The 16,952-nt window shown below is 68.8% G+C and carries 13 protein-coding genes and 2 pseudogenes; 8 read left to right on the forward strand and 7 right to left on the reverse strand.

The window, feature by feature from the left end:
- Nucleotides 1–571 precede the first annotated feature (571 nt).
- Nucleotides 572–1,663, reverse strand: a complete 1,092-nt coding sequence (locus tag HEK131_RS22210; protein ID WP_244336768.1) for an IS630 family transposase — start codon at nucleotides 1,661–1,663, stop codon at nucleotides 572–574.
- A gap of 135 nt (nucleotides 1,664–1,798) precedes the next feature.
- On the opposite strand from HEK131_RS22210, the pseudogene HEK131_RS22215 reads away from it, so the two are divergent.
- Both HEK131_RS22215 and HEK131_RS22220 read left to right on the forward strand, forming a co-directional pair.
- A pseudogene (locus HEK131_RS22215) lies at nucleotides 1,799–2,654 on the forward strand (IS5 family transposase).
- A 155-nt stretch (nucleotides 2,655–2,809) separates the two neighbouring features.
- Nucleotides 2,810–3,689 (forward strand): annotated as a pseudogene (locus tag HEK131_RS22220) (IS5 family transposase).
- 504 nt (nucleotides 3,690–4,193) lie between these two features.
- On the opposite strand, the gene HEK131_RS22225 reads toward HEK131_RS22220, so the two are convergent.
- From HEK131_RS22225 to HEK131_RS22235, 3 genes are all read right to left on the reverse strand, one after another.
- The gene (locus HEK131_RS22225; protein WP_244336769.1) at nucleotides 4,194–5,591 is read right to left on the reverse strand and encodes an amino acid permease; all 1,398 of its coding nucleotides are present in this window, start codon (nucleotides 5,589–5,591) and stop codon (nucleotides 4,194–4,196) included.
- 173 nt (nucleotides 5,592–5,764) lie between these two features.
- Complete coding sequence (locus HEK131_RS22230) at nucleotides 5,765–6,109, reverse strand: ArsR/SmtB family transcription factor (RefSeq protein WP_432215664.1); 345 nt, start codon at nucleotides 6,107–6,109, stop codon at nucleotides 5,765–5,767.
- Between the two features lie 547 nt (nucleotides 6,110–6,656).
- Nucleotides 6,657–8,159 (reverse strand): SulP family inorganic anion transporter, encoded by a 1,503-nt coding sequence (locus HEK131_RS22235; RefSeq protein ID WP_244336770.1) that lies wholly within the window; start codon nucleotides 8,157–8,159, stop codon nucleotides 6,657–6,659.
- A 415-nt stretch (nucleotides 8,160–8,574) separates the two neighbouring features.
- Between HEK131_RS22235 and HEK131_RS22240 the strand changes: the two genes are divergently transcribed.
- A complete protein-coding gene (locus tag HEK131_RS22240) occupies nucleotides 8,575–8,985 on the forward strand; it encodes a MerR family transcriptional regulator (protein WP_244452116.1) in 411 nt (136 codons plus the stop codon).
- A gap of 8 nt (nucleotides 8,986–8,993) precedes the next feature.
- Here HEK131_RS22240 and HEK131_RS22245 read toward each other — a convergent pair whose 3' ends face one another.
- Both HEK131_RS22245 and HEK131_RS22250 read right to left on the reverse strand, forming a co-directional pair.
- Nucleotides 8,994–10,679: a chloride channel protein gene (locus HEK131_RS22245; protein ID WP_244452117.1), complete on the reverse strand. Its 1,686-nt coding sequence runs from the start codon at nucleotides 10,677–10,679 to the stop codon at nucleotides 8,994–8,996.
- A 269-nt stretch (nucleotides 10,680–10,948) separates the two neighbouring features.
- Nucleotides 10,949–11,452, reverse strand: coding sequence for a nitroreductase family deazaflavin-dependent oxidoreductase (locus tag HEK131_RS22250; protein ID WP_244336771.1), 504 nt, complete (start codon nucleotides 11,450–11,452; stop codon nucleotides 10,949–10,951).
- A gap of 160 nt (nucleotides 11,453–11,612) precedes the next feature.
- Here HEK131_RS22250 and HEK131_RS22255 point away from each other — a divergent pair, with 160 nt between their 5' ends.
- From HEK131_RS22255 to HEK131_RS22275, 5 genes are all read left to right on the forward strand, one after another.
- The gene (locus HEK131_RS22255) at nucleotides 11,613–12,701 is read left to right on the forward strand and encodes a PP2C family protein-serine/threonine phosphatase (protein ID WP_244336772.1); all 1,089 of its coding nucleotides are present in this window, start codon (nucleotides 11,613–11,615) and stop codon (nucleotides 12,699–12,701) included.
- Nucleotides 12,702–12,735: 34 nt separating this feature from the next.
- The gene (locus tag HEK131_RS22260; RefSeq protein WP_244336773.1) at nucleotides 12,736–13,251 is read left to right on the forward strand and encodes a MarR family winged helix-turn-helix transcriptional regulator; all 516 of its coding nucleotides are present in this window, start codon (nucleotides 12,736–12,738) and stop codon (nucleotides 13,249–13,251) included.
- Between the two features lie 107 nt (nucleotides 13,252–13,358).
- Nucleotides 13,359–14,516 carry a permease gene (locus tag HEK131_RS22265; protein ID WP_244336774.1) on the forward strand — a complete coding sequence of 386 codons (1,158 nt, stop codon included), beginning with the start codon at nucleotides 13,359–13,361 and terminating at the stop codon, nucleotides 14,514–14,516.
- A 261-nt stretch (nucleotides 14,517–14,777) separates the two neighbouring features.
- Nucleotides 14,778–15,341, forward strand: coding sequence for a PRC-barrel domain-containing protein (locus HEK131_RS22270; protein WP_244336775.1), 564 nt, complete (start codon nucleotides 14,778–14,780; stop codon nucleotides 15,339–15,341).
- 2 nt (nucleotides 15,342–15,343) lie between these two features.
- Complete coding sequence (locus HEK131_RS22275) at nucleotides 15,344–15,775, forward strand: PRC-barrel domain-containing protein (RefSeq protein WP_244336776.1); 432 nt, start codon at nucleotides 15,344–15,346, stop codon at nucleotides 15,773–15,775.
- A 26-nt stretch (nucleotides 15,776–15,801) separates the two neighbouring features.
- On the opposite strand, the gene HEK131_RS22280 is transcribed toward HEK131_RS22275, so the two are convergent.
- Nucleotides 15,802–16,860 carry a PucR family transcriptional regulator gene (locus HEK131_RS22280; protein ID WP_244336777.1) on the reverse strand — a complete coding sequence of 353 codons (1,059 nt, stop codon included), beginning with the start codon at nucleotides 16,858–16,860 and terminating at the stop codon, nucleotides 15,802–15,804.
- Nucleotides 16,861–16,952 lie beyond the last annotated feature (92 nt).

The raw sequence follows: 16,952 nt of genomic DNA on the forward strand, positions 1-16,952 counted from the left end.
CACCTACGTCTTCCACCGCACAGTCACCGCCGCCGCGATCCGCTTATGGCTTCGGCCGCGATCCGCTGACATCTTTCAGACGCCTGAGGGATCGGTGTGGTCCGGGTTTCGACGGAGCGGCAGCAGTTGGCTGCGAGCGAGGAGAAGGAGCCCAGTGAACAGGAAGACGTTTGCACCGAAAAAACGGACCTCCCAGGGAACGCTCGGCAAGATTCCAAAGTAGAAGAGGCTATGCAAAAGCGGGGACGCGCCCGTAAGTAGGGCACCGAGGCCGTGGAGCTTCGGCCTGGTGACGTGGCGACGCGCCGTGGGCAGGATCCACCCAGTCCGTAGTGTCACGATTCCCAAAGCGATCGCCAGCAGCCCCAAGAGCCCGCCCGTTCCTACTACCCATGCCATGGTGCTGCTCCACTCTGACCGCTGACAGGCCAGAAACGCGAATCACGTCTGGCCCGAAGACGCCCACATTGTTGCTGGACCTGGCGGTGCCCGACTATGCCGGTGCCAGGCAATAACCGCGCTTCACCACTGCCGTCTGCGCACCGGCTGCTCGAGATCCGGCGGACAGTTCCTAGTGACCTGAGTCAGAGATTCGGCGGCAGTAGGCGGCGACTTTGTCGAGGATCTCGTCGGCTGTCTTCGTCCAGACGAATGGTCTGGGGTGTTCGTTCCAGTCGGTGAGCCATGCCCGGATGTCGCGTTCGAGGGCTTGGACTGAGCGGTGGGCGCCGCGCTTGAGCTTCTTCTGGGTCAGCTCGGCGAACCACCGCTCAACCAGGTTCAGCCAGGACGCGCTGGTCGGCGTGAAGTGCAGGTGGAACCGTGGGTGGACCAGCAGCCAGCGTTTGATGTCGGGCATCTTGTGAGTCGCGTAGTTGTCCAGGATCAGATGAACCTGCAGATCAGCCGGGACTTCCTTGTCCAGCTTCGCGAGGAACTTCTGGAACTCCGCCGCCCGGTAGCGGCGGTGGAGGGAGCCGATGACCTTGCCGGTGGCGACCTCAAGCGCGGCGAAGAGGGTCGTGGTGCCGGCCCGGACGTAGTCGTGGCTGCGGCGTTCGGGAACGCCGGGCATCATCGGCAGGACCGGCTGAGACCGGTCCAGGGCCTGGATCTGTGACTTCTCGTCCACGCACAGCACCAGGGCCTTCTCCGGCGGATCGAGATACAGACCGACGACGTCACGGACCTTGTCGATGAACAGCGGGTCGGTGGACAGCTTGAACGTCTGCGACCGGTGCGGCGCCAGGGCGAACGCCCGCCAGATACGCGAGACGGTCGACTGCGACATCCCCGTGGCCGCGGCCATCGACCTCGTCGACCAGTGGGTCGCGTTCTTCGGCGTCTGCTCAAGCGTCTTGACGATGACCCGCTCGACGTCGGCGTCGGTGATCTTCCGGGGGACGCCGGGCCGCGGATCATCGCACAAACCGTCCAGTCCCCGTTCGATGAAGCGGCGCCGCCAGGTGCGGACCCTGTCCGGAGCCATCCGCAGCCGCCGCGACACCTCCATGATCGAGTGTCCTTCGGCGCACTCCAGCACAATCCGCGACCGCTGAGCCAGAGCCTGAGCCGTCGAACGACGACGCACCCAGCCCTCCAGCACCACCCGCTGGGCACCAGTGACCGACAACGGCGGAATCCTCGGACCCGAACGACTCATACCCGACTAACGACCAATCTCTGACTCAGGTCACTAAGAGGTCGTTAAGTCCGATCTTCCCTGATTTGTGGTCGCTCGAACGTGGTACTGATCCTCGTCCAGGTCTGCTCGTCATGCCCATGCCGAGATGCGGGCATGGAGCGAAGGCCGTATCCGAGCGACTTATCGGATGAGCAGTGGGTATTGATCGAGCCGATGATCACGGCCTGAAAGCAGGGCCGGGTAGCGCGGTCGGCGACCGGGGATCCCGGGTCCTGCGATCTGCGGGAGGTCGTGAACGCGATCTTCTACCAGAACCAGACGGGCTGCCAGTGGCGCTATATGCCCAACGACCTGCCGGCCTGGTCGGCGGTGTTCTACTACTTCACCCTGTGGCGTCAGGACGGACTCGACCAGCGGATCCAGGAACTCCTGCGCTGCCAGGTGAGGGAGAGAGCCCGCCGATTGAAGGACCCGTCCCTCGTGATCATCGACACCCAGTCCGTGCGCGCGGCCGCCGGTGTCCCGAAGACCACGACGGGACTGGACGCCAACAAGAGGATGTCGGGCCGCAAGCGGGGCCTGGCCGTCGATGTTCTTGGGGCTGATCATCGGCGTCGTCGTGTTCGCCGCGTCCGCGCACGACAACGCCGCTGGCACCGCCCTGCTCGACCAAGCGGCCGAGCGGTGCGGGATGCGCCTGGAGAAGGCCCTCGTAGACCAGGGCTTCAAGGACGCGGTTCTCATTAACGGCGCACTGCTGGACATCGATGTCGAAGTGGTCCGCCGTAATCCGGCTGACCAGGGGAGAGGGTTCGTCCCGCAGCCCAGGCGGTGGATCGTGGAGCAGGTCAACGGCACGTTGATGCTCCACCGGCGCCTGGCCCGTGAGTACGACCACCGGCCCGACACCTCCACCTCGCGTATCTACTGGGCCTCGATCGCGAACATGGCCCGCCGCCTCACCACACCGAGTCCGACCTGGCGTAACGCCCTCGAGCTGACCGCGTGAACGTCATCGAGCTCTTGGCCGACATTCAAGCCCAGCACGACGAGACCACCGTCCGGGCCAGTGAACTGCGCGAGCAGATCCAGCACTTGACGGCCGCCCTAGGTTCTGTCCGGCGGATCAGGTGACTTTCTGACCGGTCGCTCGTTGGCCCGGTCATGGGTCGGGGGGATCTGACGAATCGCGAGTGGTCGTTACTGGAGCCGCATCTGCCGCCCTCGGGTGGCCGGGGCGGCCGGTGGAACGACCACCGCACCGTGGTCAATGGGATGTTGTTCCGGATCCGGACGGGTGTCCCGTGGCGTGATCTGCCGGAACGCTACGGCTCGTGGAAGACCGTCTACGAACGGCATCGCCGCTGGTCGGCGGACGGCACCTGGGACCGGATCCTGCAGTCGGTCCAGGCCGACGCCGACCTGGCGGGGCGGATCGACTGGTCGATGGTCGACGTCGACTCGACGTCCTGCCGGGCTCATCAGCACGCGGCCGGCGCCCGCAAAGCCCGTCCGCGGGTCCCGAAAAAAGGACGACGCCCCGGCACCACCGCCCCGACGAGGGACTCGGACGGTCCCGGGGCGGCCTGACCTGCAAGATCCACCTCGCCGGCGAAGGCGGCTGCCGTCCTATGGCCCTTCTGCTCACGCCGGGCCAGTGGGGCGACGCACCGCAGATGGCCGAGGTCCTGGACCGGATCAGAGTTCCCCGGCCGCTGGGCGGACGACCCCGGACCCGGCCGGACCACGTCAGCGGGGACAAGGCATACAGCTCCCGCCGAAACCGCCGCTACCTGCGAAGACGCCACATACGGCACACGATCCCGGAGCCGAAGGACCAGCGAGCCAACCGCCGCCGCAAAGGCAGAGAAGGCGGCAGGCCCACCGGCTTCGACCGCGACCACTACCGGCGCCGCAACGAGGTCGAGCGGACCATCAACCGGCTCAAGAACTCCCGCGCGGTCGCAACCCGTTACGACAGCGGGCCTACGTCTTCCACGGCACCGTCACCGCCGCAGCGATCCGACTCTGGCTCCGCCAGTGATCCGCCGGACAGAACCTAGCCGAGACCGAAGCGCGACTCGCGGACCTGGCCACCCCCCGGAAGGTCATCGCCGAACTCGCACCGGTTGGAGGTCAACCCGCACCGCCCGATACCAACACCGCCTACCAGGCCATCGTGAATGCCTTCAACCAGCACCCCGGCCAAGAGTTCCGAGCCCGTGAGCTGCACGAACTCCTCGGCATGCCCACCGACGAGGCGTCCGTCAACATCACCCGCAGCCGACTCGGACGCCTCACCCGCCAAGGTTTCCTCGCCCAACCCGGACGAAGCCGCTACCAGAAACGGACTTAACGACCTCTACGAGGTGTCGTTTGAGTGAAAGCCCAGTCATGCGACGCGTGCCGACAAGCGGAGTACTGAGGTCACCGCGGTGTCGGTCGACAACTCGGCAGGTGATTGCGGGCGTCCAGACGGACAAGAACACCAGCCGGAAACGCGTTCATGTGACGCCTTGATGCGCCCTCGTCGCCCCTGAGCCCCTGTTCAGGTGCCTTCCGCCTGCGCCTCGACGTCCTCGATGCCGGTGGGACGGCCGGCCCGGTTCCAGCGGGCGTAGAGGCCCAGGGCGATGAGGAGTGTGGCCACCAGGGACAGCACGGGCCAGCCGCGCAGCAGGTTCACCGCGAGGGTGAACGCCACGGCGAACGCGGCGATCCCGTTGATCCACGCCAGGGCGGGCTTGTTCTCGGTCCGGGCGAAGCGGGTCATCGCGAGGAGGCCCACCAGGAAGCTGACGAAGACCGCGACGGCGTAGAAGAGGACGAGTTCCTGCTCCCGGCCGGCCGCGGCGACGATGATGAGCGCGGCGGCGGCCAGGTAGACCACCACGGACCAGTACGGAGTGTGGTGGCGGTTGGTCCGGCCCAGGACCGGCGGCAGGACGCCGGGCTTGTCAGGGGTACCGGACAGTGCCTTCAGCAGTCCCGGGCCCGCCTGGAAGGAGGAGCTGGCGGCGGCGAGCAGCAGCAGCGAACTGGTGAGCTGGAAGGCGCCGTACAGCCGGCCCGACCCGGCCGCGGCGTGCGCGATGTCGGCGATCTGCGTGGAGTCGGCGCCCGGGATGCCGATGTGCAGCCGCACGGCGAGCGTGGTTAGCGTCAGGGTGAGGCCACCGACGATCACCACCAGCAGGGCCAGGGTGCCCCGGCCGAAGCGGCGGCGGTCGGTGTCGTCGAGCTGGTCGAGCTGGGCGATCGCGGTCGACGGTGCCTCGACACCGGTGGCCAGTGCCATGGCCACGGGGAAGGCCAGGACCACCGCGATCATCGCTGGGTGACCGGGGTCGTGTGCGGCGGCCGCGTGTCCCACGGTGTGGGGAGCGGCGAAGCCGAGGACCACGACGGCCGCCGAGATCACCACGAACGCCACGGTCATGACGGCGAAGAGCAGGCGGCCGCCGTGTCCGAACCAGGTCAGCCCGGCCACCACCACGAGCAGTACCAGGGCGAGCGGGACGCGCAGGGGCGCCAGGCCCGGGAACAGGGCGATCACCGCGCTCGCGGCCGCCGCGATGGAGATGCCGATGGTGAGGACGAAATCGACCACGAGTGCGCCGATGGGCAGGAACGTCCAGCGGGGCCCGAAGGCCCTGGCCGCCGCGGCGGCCGCTCCGCCGCCTCGGGGGAATCGGCGCACCAGCTGCCAGTAGTTAGCGGTGACCACGACGACGAGCCCGATCACAAGGCTCATCGTGGGCAGCAGGAGCGCTAGGTCGCCGTGGAGGGCACGCAGTGCCGCCTCGATGGCGTACGCGACGGAGGAGACCGGGTCGGCGATCACCGCGAAGGCGAAGGCGAAGGCGAGAATGCTGCGGCGAGGTGCACCGCCGCGCGGGGAGGCGGTGGTAGCCGACGGGACGGTGGCCCTGGTGGTGGCAGGCAAGCGAAGACCTCTTGTCAGGAGAACGGAGAGGGACATCGCCGACCAGACTTCCCGGCACACCGACGTCAAAGTTACGTCAGTAAGCCGCCGACATGCCATCAGTGAGCCGTCAAGGAAACGTCAACAAAAGGCCGACGCCCGGCCGGTGAAAGAGATGTCCCCGAGGGCGCGGCTCAGCGGTCCGCGTTCACAACGGCTTCGAGCAGGCCAGGGAATCTGCGGTCCAGGTCTTCCTTGCGCAGGCGCATGTACAGGCCGTTTCCGGCGTCGCGCTGGTGGACCAGCCCCGCTTCGCGCAGCACTCGCCAGTGGCGGGTTCGGCTGGACTTGCTCACCGGCAGATCGAAGGAGGCACAGAGCCGCTCCTCCTCCGGCCGTTCGGCGAGTTCAGCCACGACTCGGCGCCGGTTCGCGTCGGCCAGGGCGAGGAGGACGGGGCCCACTTCCAGTTCCTCAGTGCGAGGGTGCGCCAACTCGCCTGCCATTCCCACTTCCCCCTCGACAAGGTACGCATCCATGCGTACCTTCCTTGAGGTACGCAACTTCACGTACCTTACCGTTGTCGAGGGAGTCGTACCCATGCCTGTATCGCCGCATCGCCGATTTCTGTCGCGCGTCCGCCGGTCGCTGCGCAGACTGCTTCTCACCGACTGCCCCTCGTTCATGATCCTCTGATGTCCGGCCGCTGCGGCAGCGGACGTGCCGGCGGTTTTGAGGCGGCCCAGATTTTGTATCGGCTGGACCACTGGGAGGTCGAAAACTAGCCCAGGTTCGCGCGGGCGGCGGCACGTGGAGCTTTCGAAGCCGTCGGGGTACGCCGAGCGCTCCGGCAGAGTTGGCGTTCGTGCCGTCGGCCCGGGAACCGGCTCGATCCACCTGCTGAACGGGCTCTGCGGCGCGAGACGGTGCGCGCAGCGCCCACGTGGATGACCTGGCCGCAACCGTGTGCTTGTCACCCGCCGCGGCGCGCCGCACTCGAGGCTGGGGAAACCAGTTCCCGCCGACTCAAGTGCGGCCTCCTCAAAGCGCGGTCACAGGTACCCGGGTAGGCCGGGAACCTTCGGCTCAGTGGCCGGGAAGTTCCCCGCTGAGCCTGCCGTGTAGGTCGGCGCTGGGGACGTTCAGGCCGATGATCTCCACGGTCTTTCCGCGCTGCCCGTACCTGGTCTCGACGGCGTCCAGGGCCGCGACGGAGGAGGCGTCCCAGATGTGCGCCGCCGACAGGTCGATCACGACGTTGCCGGGGTCACTGGCGTAGTCGAACTGGCCGACGAGGTCGTTGGAGGAGGCGAAGAACAGTTCGCCGGTCACGGAGTACACCACGGTCTCGCCATCGGGGCTGGTGACGGCGGTGACGTTGGCGAGGTGGGCCACGCGCCTGGCGAAGATGACCATCGCGGTGAGGGTGCCGACGACCACGCCGATGGCGAGATTGGACGTGGCGACCACGACGATCACGGTGATGACCATGACGGTGATCTCGCCGACGGGCATCCGCCTGAGCGTCTTCGGGGCGATGGAGTGCCAGTCGAAGGTGCCGAAGGAGACCATGACCATGACGGCGACGAGGGCGGCCATGGGAATGTCGGAGACGACCGGACCGAAGACGATGCACAGCACCATCAGGAACGCGCCCGCCAGGAACGTGGAGAGACGGGTACGGGCCCCGGAGACCTTCACGTTGATCATGGTCTGGCCGATCATCGCGCAGCCGCCCATGCCGCCGAAGAACCCGGTGACGATGTTGGCGATGCCCTGGCCGATGGACTCGCGGGTCTTCGAGGAACGGGTGTCGGTGATGTCGTCGACCAGCTTGGCCGTCATGAGCGACTCCATCAGGCCGACCAGCGCCATGGCGAGCGCGTAGGGGGCGATGATCTTCAGGGTGGCCAGAGTGAACGGCACGTCCGGCACACCCGGTACCGGCAGCGAGGCCGGCAATTCGCCCTTGTCGCCCACGGTCGGTACCGCGATCCCGGCGGCGATCGTGATGACCGTGAGGACGACGATCGACACCAGCGGCGCGGGCACCACCTTCGTGACCTTCGGGAAGAAGACCAGCAGTGCCAGTCCACCGACGATCAGTGGATAGACCGGCCACGGTACGTCCGTCATCTCCGGCACCTGCGCCATGAAGATGAGGATCGCCAGGGCGTTGACGAAGCCGACCATCACACTGCGCGGCACGAACCGCATCAGCCGGGCCACTCCCACCGCGCCCAGAATCACCTGGAAGACGCCGGCCAGGATCACGGTCGCGACCAGGTAGCCGAATCCGTGCTCGCGGTTGACCGGCGCGATCACGAGGGCGACCGCACCGGTGGCGGCGGAGATCATGGCCGGGCGGCCGCCGACGACGGAGATCGTGACGGCCATGGTGAACGAGGCGAACAGACCGATCGCCGGATCGACCCCCGCGATGATCGAGAAGGAGATCGCCTCCGGGATCAGGGCCAGGGCGACGACCAGGCCGGCCAGAACCTCGATGCGCCAGACCTTCGGATCGCTCAGCCAGTCGGGGCGCAGGTCGCGCAGCCATGAGGCAGTAGTCACTGCGGAAGAGGACAAGAGATAGGTACCTGTCGATCTCGGGCACGCGCCGACGGGCGGACGGAGCGTGCGGGAGCGATGTGCGAGAGCCGGAGCGGCGCCCGCGAACGGCCCGGACGGGCCGGAGTCGAAGGAGAAGAGCGCAGGTGAACGAGGCGGATGCGCCCAGAGGTCACCCCTGTGGGCGCAATGTCACGGCGGGCAGGCGACGGCGATCGGCGGCACAGACTCTCGCACGGTTCTCTCCTGCGGAATGTCGGATGTCCGACGGGGCGCTTGACGTGGCCCGCAACGGCCATGGCGGGGCGGCTGAGCCAGCCTCTTCGCCAACTTCAACTCTACCCTAACGTTAGAGTAGACATTGGATGGGTCGTACGGGAGACGACCCGCCACGACTGGAAGGGTCACGGTCACCGCCGTGCACGAGAAGCACATGCAGATCGGCGAGGTCGCCGCGCGCACCGAACTCTCCTTGCGCACCATCCGCCACTACGAGGAGACCGGGCTCGTCATCCCCTCCGCCCGGTCCCAGGGCGGCTTCCGCCTCTACACCGACCACGACGTGGCCCGTCTCATGCTGATCCGCCGCATGAAGCCGCTCGGATTCACCCTGGATCAGATGCGCGACCTCCTGGACATCACCGCCCGCCTCGACAGCGGTGACGCACTCGAAGCCGACGAGCACCAGGCCCTGCTCGACCGTCTCCGCGTCTACGAACAGTCCGCCGGGGAGCAGGTCGAGAAGCTCCGTGTCCAACTCGCCCGCGCCGAGGAGTTCGCCGGCGCGCTGGGCGCCCGGCTGGAGTCATCGGCGCGGGCTGCGGCCGCTCCGCTCCGCGAGTGAGCGGCTTGTCACGAAGTCCCGCCGGAGCCCACCGCGCGCAGAGCGCTCTGATGGCTGAGCCAGCCGACCGGACTGCCCCCCTCCGCGTCGAGCACGGGTACTCCCGTACCGGCGGCCGAGAGCAGGGTGTGCAGGGCTTGGGTGAGAGGCTGGTCGGCGGTGAGGGGCTCGGGCGGCTCGGCGAGCGGTCCGACGGTTGACGGCGCCGAATCCGGCTGATCGGCGAGGGCTTCGGCCACCGCCTGCGCGGTGACGACACCGACGTACTCCCCGGTGTCACCGACGACCGGAAGCGCTCCGTGGCCGGAGAGGCTCAGCAGGACTGCCGCGTCCGTGAGTGCGGTGGCTGCGGGCAGCGAGGAAGGAAGCGGTTCCATGACGGCGCCCACGTGCTGGGCGCCGATCCGGGCTCCGGGGGCCGCGCCCTCGAGGTCGATGCCGCGACGGCGCAGCTTGAGGGTGTAGATGGTGTCGCGGGTCAGCAGGCGGCTGGTGGCGGTCGCCATCACGACGGCCAGCATCAGAGGCAGGATGATGGAGTACTCGCCCGTGAGTTCGAAGAGGATGACCACCGCGGTGATCGGCGCCCGCGCCGCACCGGCGAACGTGGCACCCATGCCGACCAGGGCGTACGCGCCCACCGCACCGGCCGTGCCCGGCAGCATGTGATGCACGCCGATGCCGTACGCCGAGCCCAGCATGGCGCCGATGAACAGACTGGGAGCGAAGACACCGCCCGACCCGCCGATGCCGATGGTGAGACTGGTGGCCACCACCTTGCCGACCAGGAGCAGCAGCAGGAAGCCGAGCGCGTAGCGGCCCTCGGTCGCGTTCTCCAGGACGGGATAACCCACCCCGTACATCTGCGGCAGCGCGAGCAGCACCAGACCGAGCGCCAGTCCGCCGACGGCGGGGCGAAGCCATTCCGGGCCGCGCCAGAGCCAGTCGCAGGCGTCCTCGATCAGGTAGAGCGCCCTGGAGAAGCCCACCCCTGTTACGGCAGCAACGAGACCGAGCAGAGCGAACAGGGCGTATTGGTCGAGGTGGTCGACGTGGAACGGGGGGAGCGCCAGGAAGGCGACGTCTCCGAACGCGGCCCGTCCGATGACGCTCGCGGTGACGCTGGCCAGCACGGTCGCGCCGAACGCCTCCGCCGAGAAGGTGCCGAGGATCAGTTCCATGGCGAAGAACACTCCGGCCAGGGGCGCGTTGAAGGTCGCGGCGATGCCGCCCGCCGCGCCACAGGCGACGAGCAGCTTCATGTGGCCCTCGGCCGCCTTCGTCACACGGCCGAGCGTGGAACCCAACGCCGCGCCGATCTGCACGATCGGGCCCTCGCGGCCCACCGAACCGCCGGAGCCGATGGTCAGCGCGGAAGCGAGCGTCTTGACGACCGCGACTTTGGGACTGATCTGTCCGCCGCGCTGGGCCACCGCCAGCATCACCTCGGGCACGCCATGCCCGCGGGCTTCCCTGGCGAACCGGTTCACCAGCGGGCCGTACAGCAGGCCGCCGACCACGGGTGCCAGGAGCACGAAATACGGCCCCAGCCAGGGGACGTGCGGATTTCCCGCCCCCGGAGCGCCCGCGTAGTCGGCGTGTCCGGACAGCAGCCTGGTGAAGACGTTGATGCACCAGCGGAAGGCGACGGAGCCCGCGCCCGCTCCCGCACCGACCAGCACGGCCGCCGCCATCACACCCCAGGAGGCATTGCGCAGTCCCGCGAACCTGGGTACGGCCGTGAAGCCGCCTGACACCGCGCTCTGGGTCTGCTTCCCGCCGGTCGCTGCCGGTACGGCACTCATCGATTCCCCTTCCTTACCTTTGCATTATGCAAACATACGCCAGGATCGGACCACCGGTGCGGGCCTGAAGGGGGCACGAAGGACTTCATCTGCCCGGTCACCGGACTCTGCGGCTGACCTCGCGCAAGGCCGTTCGGGCGAACGGCCCGCCATGCTCGTCACCGCGGCCGATGGCCGCCATCGGTGTCCAGCCGGACGAAGGCGATGGCTGTGCCCGCCTCCCGGAATCCACTCTCGGTACCGTCGCACGGGATGTTCAGGAGCGAACACAGGCGGCGCGCGGAGCGAGGGTGTCGCCAGGCATAACCTCCCATGACGTCGGCACCCTCGTCGGGAGTGAGGAAATGCGCGGTGACGGCGTAGTGGCGGCTGCCCACCTGGACGACGATTTTCGGCCGTGCGTGCAGATTTCGGTACCAGTCCCCCCTGGTGCCGGATCGGGAAGCGACCACCCACATGCCGGCTCCGGGCTCGCCCTCCAGCACGTTGAGCACGGCCCGGCGGTCGAGTCCGCTCACACGGCCGGTGTGGTGCAGCAGCAGGCGTCTACCGAGAAGCCGCCCCATCCCCACCTGGTAGACGAGGATCGGCAGGCGTCCGGCGAGGCGTCGCCATCCGGCCGCTGGTCGAGCCGGGAGCGGAACGGTCTGTCTACGGGGCATCTTCGTCTTCCGTGTGGCCGGTCACCCTTCGGCCTCTCTTCGGTAAAGGGCCTGCCGGGAAAGTCTCCTCTCGGTCATGTTTGCATAGTCTAAAGGTCTGGGGGTGACTGCGCCGTAACGATCGGGCGGCTCTCCCATATGCGACATGACGGGAGGGTGCATGGGCGTGTGGCGACCGGCTTCCGGATCCGCGACGCTGTCCTGGATGCCGGTGGCGGCGATGGCCGTGGTGGCTGGGGCCGACGTCGTGGCGGGGCCAGGGGTGGGCTTTCTGCCGCTCATCTCGCTCGGGCCCGCGTTCTCCGGGCTGATCGGTGGATGGCGGCGTACGGCGCTGTTCGGTGCGGTGGCGCTCGCACTGTGCGTGGGGCTCGGTCTGTACGACGGCCTGTTCGAGGAGCGGCGCGGCTTCACCGCGATGGCGTCGGTGGCCGGAGTGACCGCCGTGGGCATCGCGGCGGCCGTGATGCGTTCGCGCCGGGAGGCGGAGCTGGCCAGTGTGCGGTCGATCGCAGAGGTGGCCCAGCGAGTGCTGTTGCGGCCGGTTCCCCGAACGGCCGGACCGCTGCGGGCGGCGGTGTCGTACACCTCGGCCGTGGCCGAGGCCCGCATCGGCGGGGATCTCTACGAGGTCGTCGCCTCGCCGCACGGCATTCGGGTGATCGTGGGGGACGTGCAGGGCAAAGGGCTGGCCGCCGTGGAGGCCGCCGCCGTGGTGCTCGGCGCGTTCAGGGAAGCGGCACACGACGAACCCGACCTGCTCAGGCTGGGCGAGCGTCTGGAGCGCAGTGTGGCACGAGAGTTGGAGGGGGAGAGGTTCGTCACCGCCGTGCTCGTCGAAATCGGCTCGGAGCACGAAGCGGTCCTTCTCAATTACGGTCACCCGAGTCCCCTGCTCGTCCGCGACGACGGCTCCGTCGAGTTCCCGAGACCTCCCGGCTACGCTCTCCCGCTCGGCCTCGGTCTGCACGGCGCCGACGGGCCGGTACCCCACCGGGTGGCCTTCGCGCCCGGTGACCAGATCCTCCTCTACACCGACGGCGTCACGGAGGCCAGGGACGTGGACGGAACCTTCTATCCTCTCGGGGACCGCGCCTACCTGCTCAAGGAGCCCGACGCGGACCGGGCGCTGGAGACCCTGCGCGAGGACGTGGTGCGGCATGCCGCGGGGCCCCTTCACGACGATGCCGCGATGCTACTGCTTCGCTATCACGCGCCCGCGGGCCGAGGCTCGGGGCCGACCGCGTGAGTGGGCCTGTGACACGGCGCGGTAGAAAGGACTCATGCCGGAGCGAGATTCCCCCGTCCCAGGGGCCATGGACGACGTAGACGCGGTCACGCGGGCAGTACTGACCGCCTCCCGGCTGCTGGTGGCGGTCTCCGCCCGCTCGCTGGCCGGGATGGAGGAGCGGGTGACCCTTCCGCAGTTCCGCATGCTGGTCGTGCTGGCGACCCGGGGGGCCACCAAGCTGGTGACCGTCGCCGAACTCCTCCAGGTCGCGCCCTCCACCGCCATGCGCATGGTCGACCGACTGATCGCCGCGGGGCTCGCCGAGCGGAACGCGAACCCGGACAGCCGACGTGAGACGCTGCTCCGGCTGACCGAGGAGGGACGGCGCACCGTCGAGTACGTCACCGCCCGGCGCCGCTCCGAGATCGCCGCCATCGTGGAACGCCTGCGTCCGACCGAGCGCCTGGCACTCGTCGAAGCCCTCAACGCCTTCAACGAGGCAGGGGGTGAGCCGCCCGCACCCACCGCGGACACGCCGGATCCGCATCCACTCGGCTGGGCGATCTGAGGGGTACGAGGAGTTGCGGGCCGTATCCGTGGAGCCCGCGTCGGCTATCCCTTGGAGGTAGCCGATCCGAACGGTGCACCGGGCCCGGCCGGGGCAGGAGGAGACGTATGGATGCGATCTGGCACGCCCTGTCGATCACCGGGTCCATGGCGTGGGAGATCGCCTGGGCGCTGATCCTGGGCTTCACCCTCTCCGCCGTGGTCCAGGCCGTGGTCCGCAAGTCCACCGTCGTCTCCCTGCTCGGCGACGACCGGCCACGCACCCTGGTCACCGCGACCGGACTGGGCATCGCCTCCTCGTCCTGCTCCTACGCCGCCGTCGCCCTGGCCCGCTCGCTGTTTCGCAAGGGCGCGGACTTCACCGCCGCGATGGCGTTCGAGATCGCCTCCACCAACCTCGTCGTGGAACTCGGCGTGATCCTGGCCCTGCTCATGGGCTGGCAGTTCACGGCGGCCGAGTTCACCGGCGGCGCCGTCATGATCGTCGCGTTGGCGGTGCTGTTCCGCCTCTTCCTGCGCGACCAGTTGCTGCGCGGGGCTCGCGAGCAGGCCGAGCGCGGTGTGGCAGGCTCGATGGAAGGCCACGCCGCGATGGACATGTCCGTCCAGCGCGAGGGCTCCTTCACGCGCAGGCTGTTCTCCCGCGACGGCTTCACGTCGGTCTCTCACGTCTTCGTCATGGAGTGGGCGGCGATCCTGCGTGATCTCGTCGTCGGTCTGCTGATCGCCGGCGCAATCGCCGCCTGGGTGCCCGACTCCTTCTGGCGCACGTTCTTCTTCGACGGCCACCCGCTCGCGTCGAAGCTGTGGGGTCCGCTGATCGGCCCGCTGGTGGCGATGGCCTCGTTCGTGTGCTCGGTGGGTAACGTGCCGCTCGCCGTCGTGCTGTGGAAGGGCGGCATCAGCTTCGGCGGTGTCGTGGCGTTCCTCTTCGCCGACCTGCTGATCCTTCCGATCCTGAACATCTACCGGAAGTACTACGGCACGCGGATGGCCCTCTTCGTACTCGGTACCTTCTACACCGCCATGGTCCTGGCCGGATACGTCGTCGAATTCACCTTCGGCGGCCTCGGTCTCGTCCCCGACTCCGCCCACGCCACCGTCCCGGACAGCGGGGTGAGCTGGAACTACACCACCTGGCTCAACATCGCCTTCCTCCTGCTGGCGGCGGCTCTGGTCGTCCGGTTCCTGCGCACAGGCGGCAGGGACATGCTGAGCATGATGGGCGGAGCCCCCGACACGGGGCCGGATCACGCGCGCCACTGACCGCCGATGGCCCGCCGCTCCTGAAAGCGTCGCACGGGGCGCGCGCAGCGCTGTCGGTGACGGCGGATTCCACGGATACTGAGGTGAGGGCGGAGAAGCCCCAGGGAGGTCGGCGCACATGGACTGGTGGATCTGGGTCGTCATCGCCGTGGTGGTTGTGACGCTGTGTGCCGTGTCGGCGCTCCTGGTGCAGGCGCGCCGACGCGGGGGCGGGGTCATCGCCGGCGGGCGTACTCCGCGCGAGCGCCGCGGGAACAGGCCATGACCGGCTATGTGCGGGCGCGTGAGATCGCCAAGCTGCCTGTGGTGACTCTCGGCGGCGAGGACATCGCCCAAGTCAAGGACATCGTCTTCGACGCCGCCCATGGCAGCGTGCAGTGCTTCACTCTCAGCGGCCGAGGGCTGCTCTCCGGCCCCCTGAAGCGGGATCTGCCCTGGAGCGAGGTGCACGCGCTGGGCCCGGACGCGGTGATGATCCGGGACGAGAGCGCGCTGGCCGACGACGACCGCACGACCAAGGGCCTCACGGCCGCGGGCGGCGGCAACGTCCTCGGCACCCGGATCATGACCGACGGCGGTACCCACCTCGGCAAGATCGTCGATGTCATCCTCGAGACGGGCCGGACGCCGACCGTGGCCGGTTACGAGATCGAAACCGCGGATCGCGGTCATCAGCGGGCCCTGCTGCCCGTGGTCGAGCCCGTGGCCGTCTCCGGCGAGATGGTCCTCGTTCCCGACGCGACCAGCGAGTTCACCGCGGCCGACCTGACCGGGTTCCCGGAAGCGGCCCATGGTCTGCGCGCGCGCCTCGGACAGGAGAGATGACGATGCCGCTGTTCAGTGAGGCCAAGGGCCGTGGTGTCGTCTCTCTGGTCGCCGCCGAGACCCTCGCCACCGTCTCCGGATGCGCCATCGCACCCTCACCCGCACGGATCGCCGCGCTGCGGGTGAAGACCAGAGCCCGGGGCACCCTCGTGGCCTGGGACCGCCTCCAGGCGTTCGGGTCCGACGCCGTCACAGTCCGCTCCGCCGACGACATCCAGACCGAGGACGACGCCAAGATCCTGGCGGACAAACACCACGACCCCATCGGCAAGCGCGTCCTGACGGAGACCGGACAGGACCTCGGATCCGTGGACGACCTCGAGTTCGACGAAGCCACCGGTCACATCCGGCGCATCATCACCCCCGGTCAGGACATCTCCGGCGACCGCCTCCTGGGTGTCGGCACCTACGCCGTCGTCGTCGCCGACAACTGAAGTCGCCGACCTGAAGCGGGACCGCGTCACAGAGCCGTGGCCGGCCAGTCCAGCAGCCGCGCCCCGATGACGGCCGTCTGCAGCATGTAGCGATGGGTCGGGTCCGAGGGGTCGGCGCCGGTGAGGTGGTGGATGCGCTCCAGACGGTACGTCATGGCCCGCACGCTCAGCGAGAGACGGCGGGCGGCCTCCGCGGCGACGCAGCCGGATTCGAAGTACACGGTGAGGGTTTCCAGGAGCGGCCGGGCACCCCCGCGCGCGGCCGTGAGCGGTCCGAGGGTGCCGAGGACCAGGTCGGTCATGGCCTGGCGGTCGCGGGTGAGGACCGGGTAGACGAGCAGGTCGGCGGCGCGCAGGACGGGTTCGTCGAGCCCGAGGCGCTCCGCCATCTCCAGGGCGTTGAGGGCCTCTTCGTACGACTGGACCACGCCTCCCGGGCCGGGCTGCGGCCGTCCGATGGCGACCCGGCCGCCCTCGGTGGCGGCGTACGCCTGCTTGGCGAAGTAGGGCAGCACCTCGTCCTCGTGACCGGGAGCGATGCACAGCAGACGGCCGTCCTTGGTGGTCAGCAGGACGTCACGGTTGCCGAAGCGGGTCATCAGGGCTTGCTCCACCCGCCGGGGAACGGCTCCGCCCTCGTCGTAGGCGGCGGGGCCCTGTGCCACGGCGACGGCGTGCGCGTGGGACAGACGCAGCCCGAAGCGTTCGGCGCGCTCGGCGAGTCTGCCCAGGTCGCTACGGCCGTAGAGCAGGTCGTCGATGAACTCCCGGCGTGCGGCTTCCTCTTGGCGTACGGCGTGCCGCTGGGCCCGCTCGTATCCCTCGGCGAAGGCGTCGATGATCTGCTGCACGGCGGCCAGTGTGCTGTCGGCGGCGCCGGGTGTGTCCGGCCAGAGTGCGCGGGCCGCGGCGAGATGGGCGCCGACCAGGGCACGCAGTCCGTGCCCGGCGTCGGCGGCCTGTTCGCCGTGCACGCGCCGGGATTCGAGCTCCTGCCGGGTCAGTCGCCGCCCGGTGGCCGCCACGTCGGCCAGGATGCGGGCATACCCGTCCAGATACTGCTCGGGAACTCCCCGGTCCGCCATGCTGTCCCCCGCCTCTTGACGTCCCGGTGACGGATTCTTAGCGGTTCACCGGCACGCAGACCTTAATGAAGACTGCCGGAGATCGGCAATGC

Source organism: Streptomyces seoulensis, assembly GCF_022846655.1.
In the GTDB taxonomy this organism is placed as follows: Bacteria; Actinomycetota; Actinomycetes; order Streptomycetales; family Streptomycetaceae; genus Streptomyces.

Excerpts from the sequence above, each read along its gene's own strand:
- HEK131_RS22210 (WP_244336768.1), bottom strand. The coding sequence starts at position 1,663 with ATGAGTCGTTCGGGTCCGAGGATTCCGCCGTTGTCGGTCACTGGTGCC.
- HEK131_RS22230 (WP_432215664.1), bottom strand. The coding sequence starts at position 6,109 with ATGGATGCGTACCTTGTCGAGGGGGAAGTGGGAATGGCAGGCGAGTTG.
- HEK131_RS22240 (WP_244452116.1), top strand. The coding sequence starts at position 8,575 with ATGCAGATCGGCGAGGTCGCCGCGCGCACCGAACTCTCCTTGCGCACC.
- HEK131_RS22245 (WP_244452117.1), bottom strand. The coding sequence starts at position 10,679 with ATGGCGGCGGCCGTGCTGGTCGGTGCGGGAGCGGGCGCGGGCTCCGTC.
- HEK131_RS22250 (WP_244336771.1), bottom strand. The coding sequence starts at position 11,452 with ATGCCCCGTAGACAGACCGTTCCGCTCCCGGCTCGACCAGCGGCCGGA.
- HEK131_RS22255 (WP_244336772.1), top strand. The coding sequence starts at position 11,613 with ATGGGCGTGTGGCGACCGGCTTCCGGATCCGCGACGCTGTCCTGGATG.
- HEK131_RS22260 (WP_244336773.1), top strand. The coding sequence starts at position 12,736 with ATGCCGGAGCGAGATTCCCCCGTCCCAGGGGCCATGGACGACGTAGAC.
- HEK131_RS22265 (WP_244336774.1), top strand. The coding sequence starts at position 13,359 with ATGGATGCGATCTGGCACGCCCTGTCGATCACCGGGTCCATGGCGTGG.
- HEK131_RS22270 (WP_244336775.1), top strand. The coding sequence starts at position 14,778 with ATGACCGGCTATGTGCGGGCGCGTGAGATCGCCAAGCTGCCTGTGGTG.
- HEK131_RS22275 (WP_244336776.1), top strand. The coding sequence starts at position 15,344 with ATGCCGCTGTTCAGTGAGGCCAAGGGCCGTGGTGTCGTCTCTCTGGTC.
- HEK131_RS22280 (WP_244336777.1), bottom strand. The coding sequence starts at position 16,860 with ATGGCGGACCGGGGAGTTCCCGAGCAGTATCTGGACGGGTATGCCCGC.